This window comes from Clostridium septicum, assembly GCF_003606265.1.
Classification (GTDB): domain Bacteria; phylum Bacillota; class Clostridia; order Clostridiales; family Clostridiaceae; genus Clostridium; species Clostridium septicum.
In genome coordinates this window covers 3,291,757-3,312,455 of record NZ_CP023671.1, presented here as the reverse complement: position 1 = coordinate 3,312,455, position 20,699 = coordinate 3,291,757, and the positions used below count along the sequence as shown (strand labels likewise).

Here is a 20,699-nt window from a genome sequence, read left to right as displayed (position 1 = left end):
ATTACCTACCTTTCCAACCATCAAAGCTTTTTCCCGATATAACATTTACTTTTATATTGTGATATTTTCTAATAAATTGTTTTGCAACGTCCTTACAACTCTCACACATAGCTTTTTCAGATAACATAAATATTTCTTTTATATCTTCATCTTTAATTTTATCATTTAAAAATTCAAAGAATTTAGCTTCGGTATCATAATATCTTGGTATTTCATTTATTTTGCCATCAACAATTTCCCCTATTTCTTTAGTTACAAATTCTCTATGCTCTTTAAGTAAAACTAATTTTTCTTTTTCACCTTTATATTTAATAAAATGACTATCTTCTTCTGATGCAATTTTACTTGAAGCAAACCTAGTTTTTCTATTATACTCTAATACTGCAAAATTCCCTTGTTTCTTATATTTACTAATTTGATTATTTCTTTTTTCTGCAAAAGCCTGTCTATCTAATTCAAGTATTTTCTGTGGTGATACATAACCAAAATCAATTTTATATAAATTAACTGCTTTAAAATTATCTTCTATCTGTTGATATTTATTAACATCAGTATACTTTAAACCTCTAAATTTATCAAATGATTTAGGTATCATATCCTTTAATACTATTTTATATTCCTCATATTGCTTTTTATCTGAAGTCTTATTTTTTATCATCTTCTCAAACACTTCAGCTTTATCTTTACCGTACTTATCAATTACAAATTTATCATACCATTCATTATAATTCATATCCTCGGGTACTATATAATTCTTACCTGTTTCAGGATCCCTGGCCCTTCTTTGCAGTCTTTTCATATTTTCAAAGTAAGCTCGTGTTGTACTCCTACAATGAGGATGTAATGGTGGAATGTTTTCACCAGGTATAGCTTTATCTACATCAATTATTTTCCCATCCATTTCTCTACATCTTTTAGATGTTCTTAAGTCTAATGTAGCTAAAAATATTAATTTTTCTATACCACACTCTTTATAGCTTTCTATATCCGCCATATTAGTCACATATGTTGTTTCTGTCCTTATTATTCTTTCACATGAAAACTTACCATAATCCGTTAGGTCCTGTAATTCTAAAGCCATTCTTCTTGAGCTTTTTCCACTCATGAGCCCAGCTGTAATAACTTCTTCTAATTTCTCTGCTAATACATCTGTATTATTCCATATACGCTTACTATAGTGCTTCCCACTCCAGTTATTCTTAAGTATCTCTTGTATTGTTTCTAATGGCATTTTTGCAACATTAAAGCCTATTCCTAATCCTTTTTGTATATCAAATAGATTAGTATAATAGGCTTTGTTTATGTTATCTGTATATAATTTAGTACTTTGTTTAATTTCAACATCTGCAGCTATCTTAGTATTTATATATATGCTTTCTTTTAATGCTTCTAACCTTGTTATTCTAGCTTTATATGCATTTGCATTTAACTGAGCCATCATATACTGTTTTAATTCTTCATCTTGTATATTATATAATCTTGCTCTAATGCTATCTAACTCTTTATTAGATATCTTAGAGTTTAATAGCTCTCTTGCTTCTGTTGTGTTTAAATTGCTATTTAATTGATACTTATAGAATATCTTATTAATATCCTCATTAATATCTTTTATAGCTTTATCATAAGCTTTATTAATTTTGTATATAGTTTCATCACTACCCTTATGGTAGTTTTCCATTCTTGCGTTAGCTCTTCTTTCCCAATAAGCATTGATTCTACTCTTCATCTACCTCACCATCTTTTTCAGTAGATTTGATGTCATAAGATCCAAAAGCTTTTTGTTGCTGTTCTATTTTCTTTTGATTTTCTTCATAAAGTCTTTTCTTCTCTTCCTCTGTATCAATTTCTGGATTATATTCCTTTATTCTAGTTTCCCAGCTTAATGAGCCTTCTGTTTCTTGAAGTATTCTTACCTTTAGTTCATCATCTACTGGAAGGCTTCTCTTCATAACAATATCTATTTTATTACTATCTATAATTTTGGCTCTTGTACCTTCTAAATTGGCTATAAGCTTTATCCTTTGTCTTAAACCCTTCTTAAAGTATCTTTCTTTTGTTTTAGCTAATTGCTCAAATCCTAAAAGCTTATATTTCATAGCTACCCCACTAGAATTACCTACAAAGTTTTCATCAGTTAAGCAAGGAACTTTACTGAATTCATGTATATCATCTTTGATAGATTTCTTAAGTACTTCTACCTCAGTTTCATTTAATTGTTTAGTAAGATATTTAGCATCTCCGCCTTCATCTAATTCAAGTATCTTCATTTCTTTTATTAATTTAGCTGTATTTGTTTGTTCAGTTTCATCATCTCCTAAACTCGCTCCTATAACTGCAAGTAATGCATCTGCCAACTGTGCCTTATCGTTAATTCTATCACTTTGTAGTGTGTTATAAGCATCTATAAGAGTCAATACTGTTTCAAAATCTCCTGTTGATGTCTTATTATTCTTGTATTCTATTATTGGAATATCATCAAAATAATGTTCATTCTCATCAATAAGATTAAGACCATTGAAACTTGTATTTGCTGTAAAATATCTGTATAGTTTATATTTTGTATATACATTTACATCAAGGCCTTTTACTGTACCCTCTATATCTTGCTTTTCTGTATAGTTAACGGCAAATATAGGCTTATGCTTTACTGTAGTATCAAATACAACAAAAGTATTTAAAGGGCTTAATACCGCTAATTCTATACCTGGTATATCTTCATCATTCATATATATAAGTTCATTACCTATACCTAATATACTTATATCTAAAGCTAATTCATTATTATGGCTATCTTCATCTATTTCAGTAAATATTTGATTTAATAATTCATCTCCATTACCTTCACCAGAATATGATATCGGTACTCCAAATACATATCCAACTGCCATATCTGTTATATAAGATGCATGATTACAAACTAACTTATTATTGGGTAAATCTTCGTTAGACATTACTCTATTAAGTATTTTATGTTTTCCTTCATAATAATCTAATAATTCTAAATATCTAATCTTCTGTAGATTATGCTCTTCCAAACACTTTATAAGTAATTTTTCTGGTATAGTTCCATCTTCATTTACTAGTTCCCTATCTTTATATATTGTCATTTCATCACTCCATCTTCTGTTATTTCGCTTTAGCTATAACGAAATATTAAAAATAAATATTAATGTTTACTTATATTAAACTAAGTTTTCTATTTTTCTGATTATAATCTCTAGTAAATAAGCCACTTTGAAATATTTCGCCAAAACTTGATTTAGCGAAATTATCTTAATCCTAATTTAGATTTACTCTTAACTCTAACCTTTCTAGAATTAATTTCACTTTCCATTCCATATCTAGCTGCATCAATAGTATGGTTATTCTTATCTGGATATTCCCCTTTAAGATTGCCATTCTTATCCTTCTCAATTTCATATTCCATGAATTCTCTTTTAGCATTAGGACATCTTACTGGATCTATTATTATTTCTTCTATTTCTTCAGACAAAAATTTAAGACCATGTTCAACTGAATCTGGTCCTTTCTTTGCTCCTATAATATTTAATCCTAATTTCTTAAATTCATTTATGGTTCTAGGCTCTGCACTATCTGCTATAACTCTCTTGTTTAACTTATTAAGCTTATTTATTTCTTCTACTGCTTTGCTATTACTTAGTTGAACCTTATATACTTCACCAAATATATACAATCTCTTTCTAGTCTTATCATAATGCATTAATAAATAAGCTAATGGATCTGCTGCATAACCAAAATCTAAGCCATTCTTTAATCTATCAAATATCTTAATTTCTTCATCTGTTATTTCTCTAATAGTTAGGTTTCTAAACACTTCTCCGCCTGTTCCAGTTACTGCTCCTAAATAATCATGCTCATATTTAGTAGGATTGACCTTCTTCATATGTGCTGCTTCTATAATAAACTGTTCTCCTAACCATTCTTTAGGTACTGTCCTATAATCACTATGGTGGATATATTTATCCTCCCTGGTTTCAATTACTTCTTGATTACACCAATTTCTTTGACTTTCAGGTGGATTAAAAGAATAGAACACAAAAAACTTAGGGCCACCTCTTAGAATAGATTGATTAATAGTATCTATCTTAGATTTATTTTCAAATTCATCTACTTCCTCATACCATAAATACTTTATATATCCTTTTGGTACTTTAGTAGATTTTACTTTCTTAGGATTATCAGCTCCTTTAAACCTTATTACTTGTCCTGTGGGCTTATATGTTATTGTTAATTTAGCTTCTGGAACGTGCCAATAATCACTTACTCCTAAAGTATCTATTGCCCATTTAATCTGATCTCTTACAGATTCTGATAAAGTATCCTTAACTCTTCTTAGTATTAAAGCATTAGACATAATTCCTTCTTGTGCATCTTTCATAATTCCTAAAACTATTTCAATAGAAATAAAAGAAGATTTCGTACTACCTCTACCTCCTTTAAACCAGTAGTGGGTATGAAATCCTCTTTTTATATCTTTATGAGCTTCATAAAAGCTTGCTGCTATTATTGATTTTAGCTTTACTTTAATCATCTATATCATCTACTACCTGAATACCTTCTGTAGTTGAATTATAATCATTTTGAGATATCTTATTTTTTAACACTTCTATACGAGTCTTTTGTTCCTCTGTCGCTAAATCCCAATTCTTATGAATTAACACTTCATAATCATTTATCATTTTATTTAGAGTATTCATAGCTGAAGCTTGTGCTTTGATAAATCTCTCTTGCTTATCCCAAGCAAATTGTAATTCATACTCCTCTAAACCCGTTTTCCCCCAACTTTGTTTTTTAAGTTCTTTAGTTAAATCATCATGATTCTTAACATACATTATCTTTTGTGCTCTAACTATAGATGCATAAAGAAACATTATGTTGCACCATAATATATCTACAGCACTTATATTTTCATCAACTGCACCTTTAATAATATTTTTAGTTGCTGCTGGTATATACTTTTGTAAGAAACCTTTATCTAAGAACTTAGAACTATCACAATATTCACCATGCTTTAAAGCATTCAAATTTCCTTTTGGTGCTCCCCCTTTATTTCCAATTGCATTTTTATTTCCTTTAGGAGCTCCTCTTTTTAATTTTTTATCCCAATTATCATTTCTCTTCCATGCATAAATATTGCTCACTTTTTCATTTAAAGTAGTTGCTATATCTTTTATTAATATTGTTCCATCGCTATCTCTATATATTTTAAATGCCTTATCTCTATTCGGACTTCGTGATTTTCCCATTACTTCCTCCAATAAAAATAAGGATGTATTTTAAACATCCTTAATCTCTTCATATCTTTTTATATATTTATATAATGTTGTTCTACTTTTCAATCCTAAAAGCTTAGTAAATTGTATTGCTGTAATATTATTATCTTTCCATTGTCTATATAACTTTTCGAATCCTTGGGGTAACTCTGATTTAGGCCTTCCCTTATATTTTCCTTCTTTTTTTGCAATTTCTATTCCTTCTCTTTGCCTACTTCTTATTTTATTTCTTTCTTCTTCAGCTATAGCTCCTAATACTTCAATCAATATATTATTTATCATCTCAAATACCCATTCGCTACCTTCTGGAAAATCCATTAATGTAGTTGGAATATTTAATATCTTAACTCTTATCTTTTTTTCTTTATAATAATCTAATTCATTTTTAACATCCTCTTTATTTCTTCCAAACCTATCTAGCTCCTTTACTATTAATGTATCACCTTTTCTTAATATCTTTTTTAATTCCTGATATTTCTCTCTATTAAAATCTTTTCCACTTTCTTTATCTATATAAATATTTTCATACTTTAACTCATTACAAAAATCTTTTAAGGCTTTAACTTGTCTATTCTCATTCTGTTCTTTACTACTAACTCTTACATAACCAAAAATCATATTATCACCTCTAATATATTATAAATATATTATATATGTTCATTTTGGGTATGTAAAATTTACTGAACACTTTTATAGCTAATTTTTATTAGATTTAATATAGTTTTCTTCTATTTTCTCTATTTATTCAATGTGCACTATAGGGTATACCTAAAATAAACACTATAAAAATACATTTTTTATTTTTATATAAAAATATATATAAAATTATCGGCTTTACATCCTACGTTATAAGGGTTTGTAGAATTATTTAAGTTGAATAAATTAGATTTTATATAAAAATTTTAAAATTGAATTTGTATAAAAATTTTTAACATATCTTAAACCCTCTATTATCAAGGCTTCCGAGGGTTTTCCCTTTTATTAGGAAATAGGTAATATAGGGGAGGATTACTTATATACTTTTTTTAGTATATATATTAGTAGTAATTTTTCATATTGCTACTAAATAAGAACCATTTTATTTTTTACTTATTCCTTAAATTCCTTCATCAGCTATTCTTGCTGCATCTGATTTCATAGCTTCTTTTAATCCTAAATATCTTTTAGTTTCTTCTATACTCTTATGACCTAATGCCACTCTTACTTTTTCCACATTAAAATTGCTCTCTTCATATATCTTAGTTGCATATGTCTTTCTTGGACTATGTCCACTTATATTTTTCAATCCTATCTTCTTTCCTACTTCACTAAGTATTAATGAATAAGATTTTTGAGTTATAAATTCATTTCTATTACCTTTTTTAGATTCAAAAGCGAAATCTGAATCTTTCTTGTTCTTAACATAATTCATTAAATATCTTTCAAGTTTAGGCCCTATTTCCGCTTTTCTCTTTTCAGGCTTCTTTCTATTAGGATAGTTTTTTAAATTACTAACCCATTGTTTATATTGCTTTTGTTCCTGGATATTAAATTCACCTGCTTTTAATGCTAGTTTAATATCTTTTATAGTTAAGCAAACAAGATCCTGCATTCTATAGCCAGTTGCTCTAGCTAATATAAATAGCATTATGTTTCTTTCTGAATTAACTTCGCTATGTTCTCGTAATGTTTCTTTAAATCTTGTATATTTACTATTTGGAATAGGTTGAGCTGTTCCTTTTTCCCAATTTCTTTTACTCATTATTTTAATGCTTAAGCATCTGCACTCCTTTCTTAAATAATATAAAAACATCTAACGAACCAATAGCACTTAATTCGTTAGATGTTTTTTGTAATCCTAATCCAAGGGTATATATATTAATTTTAGTTTTAGCTTATTTTATTTTCATTTGATAACCTTCTAGGTGTATCCCATGTCACTGCTGGTGCAATAGTTTTATTAAGAACTATATCTCCATTTGCTTTTGTTTTATAAATAGATCTATTCTTCATTATAAAAGCTTTATCTGTCATATGCCTTTTAGCTTCATAATTTGTAGCCTTAATAATTTCTCGTCTTTCTATTACTTTTCTTTCATGGATGTATTTTAAATTTTTTAAGTTTCTCTGAATATACTTTTGTATTGCGGCTTTAGTAACCTTTATCCCCTTGTTATTTAGTAGTCTGCTTATTTCACTTGAATTGAATCCCTCTAGATACATTTCTTTAGCTAAATTTTTATACAAAGTATATCCCTCCTTAAAAATGTATATAGTTCACCCTAACCATCAGAGTGGACATTCCTTATTACTATTTAAAATTTTATAGGTAATTTATAATATTGTCTGGTTTTATTACTTATTTACTATACATATATATTAATATAAATAAAAAAAAATATCATCCTAAAATAATCCGAAACTATGTTAATTTAGATAAATTTAGGTTGATATTTTGTAATTTACAGTATTGTTTTATATATTTATGTATAATTTTTTAACCTATTCTCTTTTTTAAGGTTTCTATTCTTACTGCTGATAATATAACATGTCCACTTTCCATAACTATAGCGGTAACAGTTTTTTTTCCTTCTGTTGCATCTACTAATAAATCTTTTTCTTTAGCTCTCTGAATCATTCTCCTTGTTGGTGAACTTTTTGCATTAGTTATGCTTATTACTTTTTCCATATTCACAGTATTTTCATATCCAACATTAATTAATTTATTCATATTCACTACTCCTTAATATCTATTATATATTCTATGCAATATTTTTTAGTATCATTTCTTCTCGCCTACCATAATGATTAACTTCGCTATTATAGATCCTGTTTTAGTTAAGTAAAAATTATCTTGAATAAGTTTATTTTTATTCATAACCAAAAGCTGCTTTTTAGATACTAATATTAAATTGTTAATGTCTAAATTTAACTTGTTACTATCTCCAAATAAAACATTGTAACCCTTAGGGATCTTTCCATTATATTGTTCCCAAATAACTCTATGCTTTAACCTCCATTTGTTTGGATCTGCTACTTTAACTTCTAAATAACCATCAACATTAATCCTTTCACTTCCTATTGCCCTATAATTTACTGGTCTATTTCCTTTTTTAAATGATGTCTTATTTGCTCCTGTTAATCCCTTTGTACCTTTATTCTTAGGTATATTACCCTTTTCAAATTTACCTGTAAATCCAGTATTTAATTTATATCTTCCTATAGCTCCTTTAATTTGTGATATTGTAAATGTATTTTTAAATTTTTTATTCATTAGCTCTAGTATTTCTGAATAATGTTTTCCTGGTGTTATTTCTGCTAAGTACTTCTTTTCTTCTTCACTCCATCTATGAATTTTCGATTTACTTACTTCCATTTTGCTATTCACCCAACATTTTGGGTACACTTACTTTACTTCTTCCATCTATATCAGCTATAAATTGTTGAGCTTTTAATACTACATTTGCATTTGATATAATTTGTGAAGCAACATTTACAATAGCCTTGGCTCTTCTTAATTCCTCCTGAAGCTTTTCCCCTTTTAGCTCTTCATCATTCAACCTTTCTAACTGTTCAAATAAATGATCATTTAAATCTATTAATTTATTTTTCATTTTTATCCTCCACTTTAATAATTACTTAATTATTTCAACCTCATTCATTTTTAAAATTAATGTCAAATATTTGTTTACTATTACTCTTAGCATTGACCTTCTTACATCAATTTCTGTAATCTCTCCTTCGTATACTTTACTGTTTCTTTTTGTTCTTATTACTTGTCCTTTTTTAAATATCCTTGTCATACATTCTTCCCCCTAAACATTGTTTAATAATCTCTTCTCGTCTGTATCCTATTTCCTTATCTATTATTGCTATACATAAAGGTTTTAATAGTTTTCCTATATCTTTTCATTTTGATATCTCCTCAACAATTTTTTAACTTACTACTACTATCATTTTTCATTTGTAAAATATTTGAATATGATTTTTATTTATATTAATTTTTTTATGTATATAAAATTATTTATTACACAAAATAATCCTAAAAGGAGGTTGTACTAATGAAAAAATTTATTTTCACTATAATAACTATTTTCTTTCTATCATCAAGTTGTTCTTTTAAAACTGTATATGCTAGCAATTTATTTAAGGAAGGAATTTATACAATATCTGATTTTAATCCTCCTATATCAAATAAATATACTGTTCAAAATTCTTCTTCAGAAAACTCTGTTATAATTCAAGTCTTTAATAATGATCTACTCTTACTTCAATCAATTAAGCTTACTCCTAATTCTGAAAAGTATAACTTAATTGAATTATTGCCAGATTATAAAATTATAATTGTTGGTAATGGTGAAATATTTATATCTTAAAAGATACTATTTTAGTATCTTTTCTTATACATAATTATTTTCAAGTTTATTTAATATAGATTCTCCATAACTTTCCATAAGGCTACTATACCTTTCAAACTCATCTTTACTAACATGCACTTTTTCTAGTTCTTTTAATAAAGTTTTAAATATACTTTCTGCTTGATCAAAATAAATCTTCAAATTTAAATTCCCTGTATATAATTCATTTTGTAGATTTTGTAATTGAACCTCCTTCTCTTCTTTTTCTTTTTTTAATCTATATACCTCTTCTTGTAATTTGCTATCTGTACTACCGGCAGTTGCATCTATTTGCTTATTAACAAGTTGATTTATCTCTTCCTCTAACTTTTCTATTTTAGTTTCTAGTCTATTTCTCTCTTCTGCTCCTGAATTAAATGCAACTTCAAAAGCTTTATTTGTTTCTTCTAAATCATTAACTTTTTCTAAGGCCCTCTTTTTTTCTTTAATAATCTCTTCCTTTTCTTGCTTTAATTCTCTAATGATTTTCTCAAGTTCTCTAGTAGATAAATTCTCTACATTGTTATCTTTTATAAAATCTTCTCTTCTCTCTAGAGGTATTCCCAATAACAATACTGCTTGACTATAACTCAAACTTCCAAACGCTTGGATTTTCGTATTATCTCCTAGTAAAGTTGTTTGCTCTGCTCCATATTCCTTGAATATTTTCATTAGATTATTAGCTGTACTTTTTGAGTATTCAACTTCTTTTTCTAACCAATTACCCCATTCCCCATGTGGTAGAAGTTCTTTAGCTTCAACTAACTTTCTACCTATTTCTATACTGTTGTATAAAACCATCTTCTTTGTTTTAAACTTTATATCATTTATTTCTGCAGCTATAAGTCCTGGTGTTCTTTTTACACTTAATTCACCATTAGAACTAATATTTATTACATTTTCTTGTACTGCATCTATTCCAAAATAATCTGTTGCTAATTCTATATAGTCCTGGATACCTATATCTTTATAATTACTTTCAACATATTTTGTAAAATTTTTAATACATTCTTTTTCTTTTAATATTTTTTCTACAGCCACTTTATTTATATCTATTTGCTTTAATAAATGATTTCCTATTAGCTTTACTAAAGGATCACTATTATTGTCCATTTCTTCATTTATTTTTTTAATAGCTTTTTCAATCACTTCTTTTCCTCCTTTTATCTAAATAATTTTTTACAGTTCTTCTCATGAGTATATTCATATACACTCCTCCATTTTCTTCATTGTATTTTATTGAATAATCTGTAAGAGTATATCCTGGATATAATGCTTCTATTTCTTCTCTACTAGGATGTTGTGTTAGCATTTCTCTCATTTTCTTTCTACTAAATCTGTTATCATTTATCATTGCTTGTGGTTCTACTAAGTTACCCCTAGAACATTTCCAACGTTTCTTTGAATTACCCTCTTTAGTCATATATTGTGTTAAATCCTTAAATCCATCTTCTCTAGCTCGAAGAGTTCTTGTATTAGAATATCCTTTCTTCCAAAAGCTCTCTAAGGTATTTCTGTCTATATCTCCATCTATAATTATGTGATAATGAATTCTTTTCTTTGTTCCTTCTCCACCCTCTTTAACTGCCATATATCTTGTTCTTTCTAACCCCTTCTTTTTTCTATAGTTATTAATTCTTCTAATTAAATTTTCAAAATCTCTATTCGCCTCTTCATCATTCTTAGGCTTTTTATCATAAGAAATACACCAAATGTAATCACTAGTATCAAAATTACATTGAACTTTTCTATAAAAGTATTTTTTTGCATTCTTATCATTTAAATTTTTCTGAACTACTCTTGATTCTCTCTTCTTTCTCTTTCTACTTTTCTTCTTTTCAAACATGGTAATTGGGAACATGCTTATGTCTAATACTTCTTGTGATTCTTTTGTTTTTACATTCATCTTTTTTATAAGCTTATATACTTTCTGTCTATAAAACATATCCTATATTCCCTCCATATTTTTATTATTAATATATAATGGTTGTAATTTTAATACCTATTACAAGCACCCTAAAGCCCTTTCGGTACCTAAAAAAAGTAAAAAAATAATAGGGTACTTGATATACCTAATTTTTTTGTTTATACTTTATTTAAAGTATTATTTGATTAACTTCAAAAGATTAACACATTACTTGCTTTCCATAGCACTAGTAATGTGTTTTTCTTTTATCTAAATATATAGTCATAAATCTCCTACTATCTCACCAGTATCTACAGTGTAAATTTCTCCACTGTCTAAATCTATAGATGTGCCTTTCGCCTTCTCTATTGCATCAATCCAATTTAAATTTTCTTTTTCTATTAACTGCATAGCTTTTTCTACTATTTCAAAGAATTCTTTTCTTTCCATTTGTCATACCTTCTTCTTTGCTCTATTTCAATTTCCTTATCCCTTTTTCGACTTAACATTATTGTAACTATGTCACCTAATTCATAAAGGATTGTAGCTTCATCTAACATCTTTTGAGTTTTACTCATTTGAAATTCTCCTTTTCTTATCTTTTAAATTTTTCTCATGATACTTAACACTTATTGCACCTACAGTCTTCTATACATACAATTAATTTAAATGTTATTGAATATAACCATTCGTTTAACTTTTCTCTTACTATGAGGCTTCTTGAAAAATATCATAATTGGTTAAACAATTAATATCCTATGAGATCGCTTTTGTTGCCTGTTTATTTCATCAATAACAACTCTAGCAATCTCTGTAGAATCAATTTTCAAAGTTACATACTGCTCTTGAACAGTTCTTTCTAATTCTTTAATTGCATATTCTAATGCTTGTACATCTTCTTCCATTGTTTCTATACTTGTAAACTCTTTAAAGTTATATAATAGATCCTTTAATTTTATTATTGCTTCCTCTCTTTTCATTGCTTTTCCTCCCATCTCTCTTTCCTTATTTATTGTTCCCCTCAGAAAAATATGGTAAAATTTTGTTGAAAGGGTGTGTTCTCACTTGAATTATGAAATATTTAAAACAATAGTTCCTCCAGTAATAGCTGGACTTATAACATATAGGGTTGCCAATAAGAATATATTCTCCAATATTCGCTTACAAGTAGCCAATGAACAATTAAAAAAAGTATATTTACCTCTTTTCATTTTTTTGGAACCATATTTGTATAAACAACCTGATATACAAATAATTAAGTCTTTTATAAATATGTTTAATGAAATTAAAAGTACTAACTATGAACTTATTGATTCAGATTTATTAAACTGTGTTCAAATATTAGAAAAATCAATACATGACAATAAATATAATTTTAATTATTATGAATCTGTTTGTAGTATTCTTGATAAGCTATTTGAAAGAACTAGAAAACTACTAAAATTACCTACTAGAAGTATTTCTTATAGGCTAAACAATAAGCAATATGGTACTAGCATTAATGAAGCCATTAAATTCATTGAAGATATAGTTCTCAAGGTATTGCCTATTTTACTCTTAACTATTATATTCATAATCATTCATACATTTATTAACACATTCATACATTTATTAAAATAGATAAACTATTAAATTAATTAAAAGCTTTATTAAAATATAGATTATTAAATAAGTAATGAAAATCTTAATAAAATTCCTCATTTCTACTTCTCCTAAATTGGTACTTCTTTAGAAGTTACTTTTGATTTTTTAATTTTACTGTATTGAATAGCTTTTAAACAAAATTTCAAAATAGAAGTAGCTCTAATTACTAATGTACCTTCCAAGTCTTTTAGTATTTTAAGAGCTATTTCTTTTTCTTCTTCAATTAAGTTGTCATCCTCAAGAATACCTTTGCTTATTACTTCTATTTTTTCATTGTTCATTTTTCACACCTCTCTTATTATCTCTATATATTCTTTTCACTATTTTTTATATGTTAAGTTAAACATTAAGGCTTTTCAGCCCCATCTTCTTATGTTTAAACTTGTCCATCTTCTTCCTGCTCCTCTAATTTCTTTATTAGATATCCTAGTTCTTCTTTGCTTAATCTATCGCTTACTATTTCTGCCATGGCTACACTAAACTTTCTGCGTAACTCGGTCATATCTTTTGGTAATACAAGTGTTACTCTGTACATACCTTTCCTCCTATTAATGCTTAATATATAATATGTTTTTGTCTCTATTTTTCTTACTAATTTTGAAAATTTATAGTTATGTTAGGTAGCCATTAGTAAAAAACTTAAACTTTTTTATCCCATCCCCCTTTACAAACTAATTCTTTAATTCTTTTTTAACTCTTTGTTGCTCTGCTTGAACTCCTAGCATATAACCTGCTATAAACTCTTTATTACAGTTATCCATTAAATTAAAAGCATTAACTACGCTTTTAATTATTTCTATTTTTTCTCTAGTCATTTATTTCCCCCCCTTAAAAGTTCCCTTTGTGTCTATATTAGTTCATTAAGTGAATTTTGTCAATATGTATTCTTCTTTAAAGTTTGCTTAGTGAACTTCTTTATGATATCATTGTTTTCAAGGAGGTTTAATATGGATATAAAAGAACGAATTAAAATATTGAGAAAAGATATACTCAAATTAACTCAAACCGATTTTGGTAATAGAATAGGTGTCGCTAAAAGTACAATCGCTGGATATGAATTAGGAACTAGGCGACCTATAGATAGAGCTATTAACTCTATTTGTCGTGAATTTAATGTAAGTCACGCCTGGTTAACGGAAGGTATAGGAGATCCATTTATACAATCTGATGATGATGATATAATAGAACTTATAAATAAAGCTTTATCTAACGAAAATGAATTTATTAGAAATGTTTTTAAAAGTTTTGCTAAGTTGGATACTAAACATTGGGAAGCTCTAGAAGAGTTTATGAAAATTTCTCTTGGTATTGATGAAAAAAAACAAGAAAATAAAAAATAAAACCAGCTCTAAAAGCTGGTTTTTTTTCTGTAAAAGTAAGATACATACTTATCTATTAACATCAAATATCTTACTTCTTTTATATATCCAATTTTTTTCATTATGGATTTCTTGTATTTTCTTTCTTTATCTTCATTTGTTTTCTTCATTTAATACTCCCCTTTTAATATTTTTAATATATTTTTAATTGTTCCCCCTCTCCGATGTTGCATATTATATCAGCATTTTAATATTCTTTGTTAAAATTTATGTTTAATTCCAATATATTGGATTTTTTTATAAAACTACTTATATTCTGATTCAAAAAGTTCTATAATTCTTGTATCAGTAGCTTTTGCTATTGCTTCTAGCTGACTTATTTTAGGAATAACCTTTCCATTTTCAATATTATTTAAGGTACTTTTACTTATTCCTGTTAATTTAGCTAATTCAACAAGAGTAAGATCTTTTCTTACTCTTGCATTCCATGTCAAAATTTTCATAAATTAAGTACCACAGTATTAAATACTTAAATAATTATAATTAACTATTTTATTTAAAATCAATTCTTATATTTATTTTTTTACTTAATATTGAATTTTACACATATTAAGTAAAATGATACAATTAAAATTATTACATAGGAGGTAATGTCATGAAAAAAATAGGAATTTATTCTCGTAAATCTAAATTTACCGGGAAAGGAGATTCTATAGAAAATCAAATAGAAATGTGTAAAGAATACACCTTAAAAAATCTAGGTAATGATGTTGAATTTATAATATATGAAGATGAAGGTTTTAGCGGTGGAACTATTAATAGACCTGAATTTAAAAGACTAATAAAAGATATAAAGGATAAAAAAATTGATGTTCTTGTATGCTATAGATTAGATAGAATTAGCAGAAATGTTTCTGATTTCTCTTCTACTTTAGAAATATTACAAAGTAATAATTGCTCATTTATAAGTATTAGAGAACAATTTGATACTACTTCTCCAATGGGTAGGGCCATGATTTATATTGCAAGTGTATTTGCTCAACTTGAAAGGGAAACTATAGCTGAAAGAATAAAAGATAATATGATTGAATTAGCTAAAAATGGTCGCTGGACTGGTGGTAAAGTTCCTTTAGGGTTTGAATCTAAAAAAATTAAATTTAAAGATGCTGACGGTAATACAAGGGAAAAACCTCAACTTGTAATTAATCCTGAAGAAATGGAGTTTGTTAAATTTCTTTACAATAAATATTTAGAACTAGGTAGCTTACATAAGCTTGAGGTTTTTATAACTGAAAATCAAATTAAATCTAAAAACAATATTATGTATGAAAAAAGTAGCTTAAAGTTAATTCTTCAAAATCCTGTTTATGTTAAAGCTAATAATGATGTTATTAATTACCTAAAAGAAAATGATTGGACTGTTTATGGTGAGGCTGATGAAATACATTCTTTATTAACTTATAATAAAACTGAACAAGTAAAAAAAGATGGTAAGTACACTAAAGCTAATAAATCTAAAAATGATCGCTTTGCTTCTGTTTCATCTATAGAAGGGTTTTTAGAACCTGAATTATGGCTTAATGTTCAAAAACAATTTGATAAAAATAGAAATAAATTTCCTAGACTAGGTAAAACACATAATGCTCTTTTAGTTGGTAAATTAAAGTGTGGTGAATGTAAGGAAAATATGCTTATACAGCATGGTAAAACTTCTAAAGTAACTGGTGAAAAGTTATTTTATTATGTTTGTTCTTTAAAAAGAAAATCTCATAAAAAATTATGTAATAACAAAAATGCAAAAGCTGCTGAAGTTGAAAGTTTAGTTCTTCTTAGTTTAAGACGATTAGGACTTGAGAAAAAATCTTTTTTAGATTCTCTTAAAAATAAATATAATACTCAAAATACTAATAATATTAAAATTGAACGTATCTCTCTTGAAAAAACATTATTATCTAAAAAAAATCAAATAGATACCTTAGTTGATAAACTTTCTCTAGCTGATGGTATAGAGGAAATATTATTAAATAAAATCAAGGAATTAAAAAAGGAATGTGAAGATTTAAACATTAAATTAAATGATTTAGATGTAAAAGTTGAGAACTTAAAAGTTGAAAAGCTTAATTTAGAACTAATAGAAGAAGCTTTAAATATGTGCATTAATATTCAAGATTTATCTAGAGAAGAACAAAAGAAATTAATTGATATACTTATAGATAAGATCTATTGGTATGGTGATGGTGGAATTGAAATAAAATTTGTCGGTACTGATGATAGCTCAAAATCCCAAAATTTCAGCTTATCTGAATATGAACTGCAACATGTGGACAAGTTGCAGTTTTGTTCACAGAGCATGACCTGTATCTAGAAGAATTATATTTTCAGCAAATTCTTTTAATGCATATTGTTGACATACTTTCGTACTAAGTTTACCATAATTAACATCTTCCCTAGGAACTTGTAATATAACTTTACCCGTACTATTTAATTCATCTAATATTTCAGGAGAAAGACTTTCTTTTGCCAATTTACATGATCCAGAAAAAGCACCTAAAATATCATCATCTCTCTCTCCTTGTATATCTGACACGCCACATCTTTCACTTATGCTTAGTCTCGGTCCAAATGCTGGACATCTTAATACACACATTGAACATCCATTTCCATATCTTAAGCAGTTACCCATAGGTCCTGTTGTTCCTGTTGTTTCTATAAAAACATCACCTTTAATGTATGAACCATCACTTAAATAAATTCCTTTTATTTTTTTATTTTCTACTTCTACATCAGTAACCCTATTTTCAGTAAATACCTTTATTCCCATCTCCTCTATATATTCTCTTACATTACCTTCTATTATATTTACATCATATAACGTAGCATGTTTATGCCCTGGAAAATCTATATTTTTATGCCTAGCAGAATTATCTATAACATCAATAAGATCCCCTGCCCCTAATTCTTTTAACTCTTCAGAGGCTGTCCATCTTCCATTATTTCTCATTATGCCTCCAACATTACCTAATCCTAATAAAAGATCTGTTTTTTCATATAAATATACATCTGCTCCAGCTTTTTTAGCAGTAATGGCTGCTGCACAACCTGCCCATCCACCACCTACAACTATAACTTTTATCATATAAATCTTCTCCCTTCAAAAACATCTCTTGGATCTGCTTGAACCTTACAAAATCTTTTAACTTTATGACCTTTAAATCGAGTTGTACAACTCCCACATACACCTTCTCCACAACACATTTTAGTGTTATTACAACAAGATAAAGTAACATCTTTTCTATCTATTTCATCTAAATAATCAATTACTTTATATGTCAAAATATCTGCTCCTGCAACATGTACATGAGTTATATTTTCATTATTTACAAAACTCTTTAATGCCGTTTTCCCTTCTGTTGAAAGTTCTCCTTTATCCACTAAATTAATTTCAATTAGAGTTATATTATATTTCTTTAAAAATTCCTCTACGTATATATTGTCATATGGTTCTCTATCTAATATAAGATTAATTTTATTATTATTTTCAGAAAGCTTTCTTATAACAGGCATCATAGGAGCCATCCCTATTCCCCTTGCCATTACTAAAACATTTTTTTCCTTCTGCTTTTGTATGTTTTTAACCCCAAATACTCCATTCCAATATGGTCCCCTTATAGTTATCTCCTCTCCTATATTTATATCAAGTAATTTTTTTGTTTTTATGCCTCTTATTTCTATCATTATTGAAATTATATTACTTTCTATATCTGACTCTAAAATAGAAATAGGAACATCAAAATATACATTTTCATCTGTCCTAATAAAAACAAAACTACCTGGTTTAACCAAATCTATTGCAAGCTTATGTGGAGCTTCAAATTTAATTAATAATACATCTGGTTGATGTAATATCCTTTCTTTTACTAAGCATTTATATGTCTTTCTTCCTTCTTTAGCTTTCAAGCCATTATACTTAAATTCTTGGTAAATACAAACTCCTTTCCAGTTAGAGCAATCACAAAAACAGCTTCCATGTAATTGTGAACACAATATACATTCTCCAGACTCAGCTAAATGACAAGGACAATATTCTGAACCTGCATCTATACAATCCATTGCTTCTTTAAACATCTATTCTCCCCAGTGAAATTTCTTACATAGTAATAACTTATTTTAAAACTTTAAATTTGTTACTATTTTGAAAGCATTAAAATTTACATTTAAAATAAATTTTAATAAAAATAAGTCTCAGAAACAATTTTCTGAGACTTATTTTTATGTATATGGAATTACTCTTTCAATTTCTTTGGCTCCAATATTCGTATTACTTTTAAGGGGAGTTTTATATCTTTCTTTATTATTATCTTTTAGTATTATTTTACCTAATACATCTCCCTCTTTTACTTCTATAGAAGGTTTAAAAACCTCTACTTCTAAACTATCATTTTCTTTATATCCATATTTAAATTCCTCATCTTCAATAATAGCTCCAAGACTCATAAATCCTTCATTTTCAACTAATTCCTTCTTTGAAATTGACTTCAAAGTATGAGTTGAAATAACGTAATTATAAATTTTTTCAGTTTGATTCCATCTATCAACACAATTTAGTACTACTATTATTATATTTCTACCATCATGATTTACTGATGATACTAAACATTTTCCAGCTTGACCTGTATATCCAGTTTTCACACCATTAGCTCCAGGTATTCTATATAATATTTTATTTATATTTTGATAATCCCTTGTAAAATCATATTTATCTTTTAAAATAGTTTTTTCCCCAACTATTTCTCTAAAAACTTCACTTTTCATACCTTTAGCCGCTAAAATAGCTAAATCATATGCAGAAGAGTAATGCTTTTGACTATCTAATCCATGTGGGGATTCAAAATGAGAATTCAACACTCCAATACTTCTTGCAAAATCATTCATTATATTTGCAAATCCTTCTATTGAGCCTCCTATATCTTCTGCTATTGCTATTGCTGCATCATTTCCTGATCTAAACATAAGTCCAAATAGCAACTCTCTCATTGTTATTTCTTCACCAGCTTTATATCCTACAGTTGAGCCTCTAATTGATGAAGCATTTTTACTGATGGTTACTTTTCTATCTAAATCTCCATAATTAATGGCTATCAATGATGTAAGAATTTTTGTGGTGCTTGCCATAGGTACTATTTCGTACCCCTTTTGATCCCAAAGTACTTGCTTAGATTGTGCATCAATTGCTATGGCATTTCTTGCACTTACTCTTAATGGTCCTTTAGTATCAACTTTAGTATTGTCTACATCGTAGATACCTTCTTCATCTAAATTAATAATTTCATTATCAATGTCTATCTCCTCTTCCACTAATGCTTTAGGTGAAGCTATAAGACATTGACTAGTTAATGATATAGTTAATAAAACTAATAATATTTTTTTCATATTTTTCATAAAATCACCCTCTAAATTAACCATCTATGACTAGTGTGTTCTAAAAACAAAATTTTAAACATAATAAGGCAAAAAATTTTTAGATTATTTTAATAATTTCTGGCAATACTATAAGATAGTTTTATTAGGAGGAGAATAATGGTTATATCTATAATTATTTTACTTATAATTTTAATTTTTTTACTTCCAATTCCCTTAAAAATAACATTATATAGAAATAAAAAATATTTTCATATAAAGATTTTTAATATAGTATTACTATCTCCTGAAAAAGGAGTACTAAATGATTTACTAAAAAAAAGTAATAAAAAAAATTCTAAAACCTCATTTAATGAAAATAATAGAAATAAAAATATTTTATTTAAAAGAAAAAATAAAAAGCTATCTTTAATTTCTCTATATCATAGCATTGTAAACAATAGGTTTAAACCTTGGTTTAAACTAAATGGCAAAATTGACTTTGCACTAGACGATGCTGCTTATACTGCTATAGGGTATGGATTACTCTGTAATTTACATCCAATACTATATGGCATTTTAAAGCAAGCTTTTTTAGTAAAAAAATTCAAACTAGAAATTAACCCACATTTTAATGAAGATAAAATATTAAATTTTACTATCTATAGTATAATTTACTTTAATCTTGCTCATGCTATATACATATTGTATTTAATATATAATTCTTTTGAAAATGTAGAGGAGGTGGCCCCTATATAGGGAT

27 protein-coding genes and 2 pseudogenes are annotated in these 20,699 nt (G+C 27.2%); 5 read left to right on the top strand and 24 right to left on the bottom strand.

Translation table 11 applies throughout. The annotated features are described in order from the left end of the window. Position 1: 1 nt before the first annotated feature. The 11 genes from CP523_RS15325 to CP523_RS16125 all read right to left on the bottom strand — a co-directional run bounded on the left by CP523_RS15325 (position 2) and on the right by CP523_RS16125 (position 9,076). A complete protein-coding gene (locus tag CP523_RS15325; protein WP_120141014.1) occupies positions 2-1,726 on the bottom strand; it encodes a minor capsid protein in 1,725 nt (574 codons plus the stop codon). Next, the gene (locus CP523_RS15320; RefSeq protein WP_120141013.1) at positions 1,716-3,107 is read right to left on the bottom strand and encodes a phage portal protein; all 1,392 of its coding nucleotides are present in this window, start codon (positions 3,105-3,107) and stop codon (positions 1,716-1,718) included. The genes CP523_RS15325 and CP523_RS15320 overlap by 11 nt, the downstream gene beginning before the upstream one ends. A gap of 161 nt (positions 3,108-3,268) precedes the next feature. Beyond that, positions 3,269-4,552, bottom strand: a complete 1,284-nt coding sequence (locus CP523_RS15315; protein ID WP_120141012.1) for a PBSX family phage terminase large subunit — start codon at positions 4,550-4,552, stop codon at positions 3,269-3,271. Further along, positions 4,545-5,267 carry a phage terminase small subunit gene (gene terS, locus CP523_RS15310; protein ID WP_120141011.1) on the bottom strand — a complete coding sequence of 241 codons (723 nt, stop codon included), beginning with the start codon at positions 5,265-5,267 and terminating at the stop codon, positions 4,545-4,547. Before terS ends, CP523_RS15315 begins: the two co-directional genes overlap by 8 nt. Before the next feature lie 30 nt (positions 5,268-5,297). Next, positions 5,298-5,912, bottom strand: coding sequence for a recombinase family protein (locus CP523_RS15305; RefSeq protein WP_120141010.1), 615 nt, complete (start codon positions 5,910-5,912; stop codon positions 5,298-5,300). Between the two features lie 478 nt (positions 5,913-6,390). Beyond that, a complete protein-coding gene (locus tag CP523_RS15300; protein ID WP_120141009.1) occupies positions 6,391-7,035 on the bottom strand; it encodes a tyrosine-type recombinase/integrase in 645 nt (214 codons plus the stop codon). A 128-nt stretch (positions 7,036-7,163) separates the two neighbouring features. Next, entirely contained in the window at positions 7,164-7,520 is a 357-nt protein-coding gene (locus tag CP523_RS15295; RefSeq protein WP_227909513.1) for a DNA-binding response regulator, read from the bottom strand. Positions 7,521-7,770: 250 nt separating this feature from the next. Next, entirely contained in the window at positions 7,771-8,004 is a 234-nt protein-coding gene (locus CP523_RS15290; RefSeq protein WP_066678555.1) for a DUF370 domain-containing protein, read from the bottom strand. Positions 8,005-8,055: 51 nt separating this feature from the next. Beyond that, the gene (locus tag CP523_RS15285; RefSeq protein WP_066678556.1) at positions 8,056-8,649 is read right to left on the bottom strand and encodes an HNH endonuclease signature motif containing protein; all 594 of its coding nucleotides are present in this window, start codon (positions 8,647-8,649) and stop codon (positions 8,056-8,058) included. A gap of 4 nt (positions 8,650-8,653) precedes the next feature. Further along, complete coding sequence (locus CP523_RS15280; protein ID WP_066678558.1) at positions 8,654-8,887, bottom strand: hypothetical protein; 234 nt, start codon at positions 8,885-8,887, stop codon at positions 8,654-8,656. Between the two features lie 21 nt (positions 8,888-8,908). Continuing rightward, entirely contained in the window at positions 8,909-9,076 is a 168-nt protein-coding gene (locus CP523_RS16125; protein ID WP_162926012.1) for a hypothetical protein, read from the bottom strand. Between the two features lie 258 nt (positions 9,077-9,334). Here CP523_RS16125 and CP523_RS15275 point away from each other — a divergent pair, with 258 nt between their 5' ends. Further along, positions 9,335-9,649, top strand: coding sequence for a hypothetical protein (locus CP523_RS15275; protein WP_066678559.1), 315 nt, complete (start codon positions 9,335-9,337; stop codon positions 9,647-9,649). A 24-nt stretch (positions 9,650-9,673) separates the two neighbouring features. Here CP523_RS15275 and CP523_RS15270 read toward each other — a convergent pair whose 3' ends face one another. The 5 genes from CP523_RS15270 to CP523_RS15260 form a co-directional block, all read right to left on the bottom strand. Further along, positions 9,674-10,819, bottom strand: a complete 1,146-nt coding sequence (locus CP523_RS15270; RefSeq protein WP_227909514.1) for a DUF3102 domain-containing protein — start codon at positions 10,817-10,819, stop codon at positions 9,674-9,676. Continuing rightward, positions 10,812-11,615 (bottom strand): rolling circle replication-associated protein, encoded by an 804-nt coding sequence (locus CP523_RS15265; protein ID WP_066678560.1) that lies wholly within the window; start codon positions 11,613-11,615, stop codon positions 10,812-10,814. Before CP523_RS15265 ends, CP523_RS15270 begins: the two co-directional genes overlap by 8 nt. A 243-nt stretch (positions 11,616-11,858) precedes the next feature. After that, the gene (locus tag CP523_RS16120) at positions 11,859-12,026 is read right to left on the bottom strand and encodes a hypothetical protein (RefSeq protein WP_162926011.1); all 168 of its coding nucleotides are present in this window, start codon (positions 12,024-12,026) and stop codon (positions 11,859-11,861) included. Continuing rightward, positions 11,999-12,154, bottom strand: coding sequence for a hypothetical protein (locus CP523_RS16115; protein WP_162926010.1), 156 nt, complete (start codon positions 12,152-12,154; stop codon positions 11,999-12,001). The genes CP523_RS16120 and CP523_RS16115 overlap by 28 nt, the downstream gene beginning before the upstream one ends. A 162-nt stretch (positions 12,155-12,316) precedes the next feature. Continuing rightward, the gene (locus CP523_RS15260; protein ID WP_120141008.1) at positions 12,317-12,556 is read right to left on the bottom strand and encodes a hypothetical protein; all 240 of its coding nucleotides are present in this window, start codon (positions 12,554-12,556) and stop codon (positions 12,317-12,319) included. 85 nt (positions 12,557-12,641) lie between these two features. On the opposite strand from CP523_RS15260, the gene CP523_RS15255 reads away from it, so the two are divergent. Next, positions 12,642-13,196, top strand: a complete 555-nt coding sequence (locus tag CP523_RS15255) for a hypothetical protein (RefSeq protein WP_120141007.1) — start codon at positions 12,642-12,644, stop codon at positions 13,194-13,196. A 92-nt stretch (positions 13,197-13,288) separates the two neighbouring features. Here CP523_RS15255 and CP523_RS15250 read toward each other — a convergent pair whose 3' ends face one another. The 3 genes from CP523_RS15250 to CP523_RS16105 all read right to left on the bottom strand — a co-directional run bounded on the left by CP523_RS15250 (position 13,289) and on the right by CP523_RS16105 (position 14,035). Continuing rightward, positions 13,289-13,501, bottom strand: coding sequence for a hypothetical protein (locus CP523_RS15250; protein WP_066678567.1), 213 nt, complete (start codon positions 13,499-13,501; stop codon positions 13,289-13,291). Between the two features lie 95 nt (positions 13,502-13,596). After that, positions 13,597-13,755 (bottom strand): hypothetical protein, encoded by a 159-nt coding sequence (locus CP523_RS16110; RefSeq protein WP_162926009.1) that lies wholly within the window; start codon positions 13,753-13,755, stop codon positions 13,597-13,599. 136 nt (positions 13,756-13,891) lie between these two features. Then, positions 13,892-14,035 (bottom strand): hypothetical protein, encoded by a 144-nt coding sequence (locus CP523_RS16105; protein ID WP_162926008.1) that lies wholly within the window; start codon positions 14,033-14,035, stop codon positions 13,892-13,894. 132 nt (positions 14,036-14,167) lie between these two features. Here CP523_RS16105 and CP523_RS15245 point away from each other — a divergent pair, with 132 nt between their 5' ends. Beyond that, positions 14,168-14,560 carry a helix-turn-helix domain-containing protein gene (locus CP523_RS15245; protein WP_162926007.1) on the top strand — a complete coding sequence of 131 codons (393 nt, stop codon included), beginning with the start codon at positions 14,168-14,170 and terminating at the stop codon, positions 14,558-14,560. An 8-nt stretch (positions 14,561-14,568) separates the two neighbouring features. Here CP523_RS15245 and CP523_RS16100 read toward each other — a convergent pair whose 3' ends face one another. Together CP523_RS16100 and CP523_RS15240 are read right to left on the bottom strand one after the other, a co-directional pair. After that, complete coding sequence (locus tag CP523_RS16100; protein ID WP_162926006.1) at positions 14,569-14,709, bottom strand: hypothetical protein; 141 nt, start codon at positions 14,707-14,709, stop codon at positions 14,569-14,571. Between the two features lie 135 nt (positions 14,710-14,844). Continuing rightward, positions 14,845-15,042 carry a helix-turn-helix domain-containing protein gene (locus CP523_RS15240; protein WP_066678578.1) on the bottom strand — a complete coding sequence of 66 codons (198 nt, stop codon included), beginning with the start codon at positions 15,040-15,042 and terminating at the stop codon, positions 14,845-14,847. Positions 15,043-15,194: 152 nt separating this feature from the next. Between CP523_RS15240 and CP523_RS15235 the strand changes: the two genes are divergently transcribed. Next, positions 15,195-16,904 (top strand): recombinase family protein, encoded by a 1,710-nt coding sequence (locus tag CP523_RS15235; protein WP_066678580.1) that lies wholly within the window; start codon positions 15,195-15,197, stop codon positions 16,902-16,904. Here the strand turns inward: CP523_RS15235 and CP523_RS15230 are convergent. From CP523_RS15230 to CP523_RS15220, 3 genes and pseudogenes are all read right to left on the bottom strand, one after another. Then, a pseudogene (locus CP523_RS15230) lies at positions 16,887-17,672 on the bottom strand (FAD-dependent oxidoreductase); the annotation flags it as partial. The gene CP523_RS15235 and the pseudogene CP523_RS15230 overlap by 18 nt on opposite strands. After that, on the bottom strand, positions 17,672-18,664 hold the full coding sequence (locus CP523_RS15225) for a sulfide/dihydroorotate dehydrogenase-like FAD/NAD-binding protein (protein WP_066678582.1): 993 nt from the start codon (positions 18,662-18,664) through the stop codon (positions 17,672-17,674). The pseudogene CP523_RS15230 and the gene CP523_RS15225, both read right to left, overlap by 1 nt. A gap of 384 nt (positions 18,665-19,048) precedes the next feature. Further along, a pseudogene (locus tag CP523_RS15220) lies at positions 19,049-20,002 on the bottom strand (D-alanyl-D-alanine carboxypeptidase family protein); the annotation flags it as partial. Between the two features lie 114 nt (positions 20,003-20,116). On the opposite strand from CP523_RS15220, the gene CP523_RS15215 reads away from it, so the two are divergent. Next, positions 20,117-20,695: a DUF2953 domain-containing protein gene (locus CP523_RS15215; RefSeq protein ID WP_066678589.1), complete on the top strand. Its 579-nt coding sequence runs from the start codon at positions 20,117-20,119 to the stop codon at positions 20,693-20,695. Positions 20,696-20,699 lie beyond the last annotated feature (4 nt).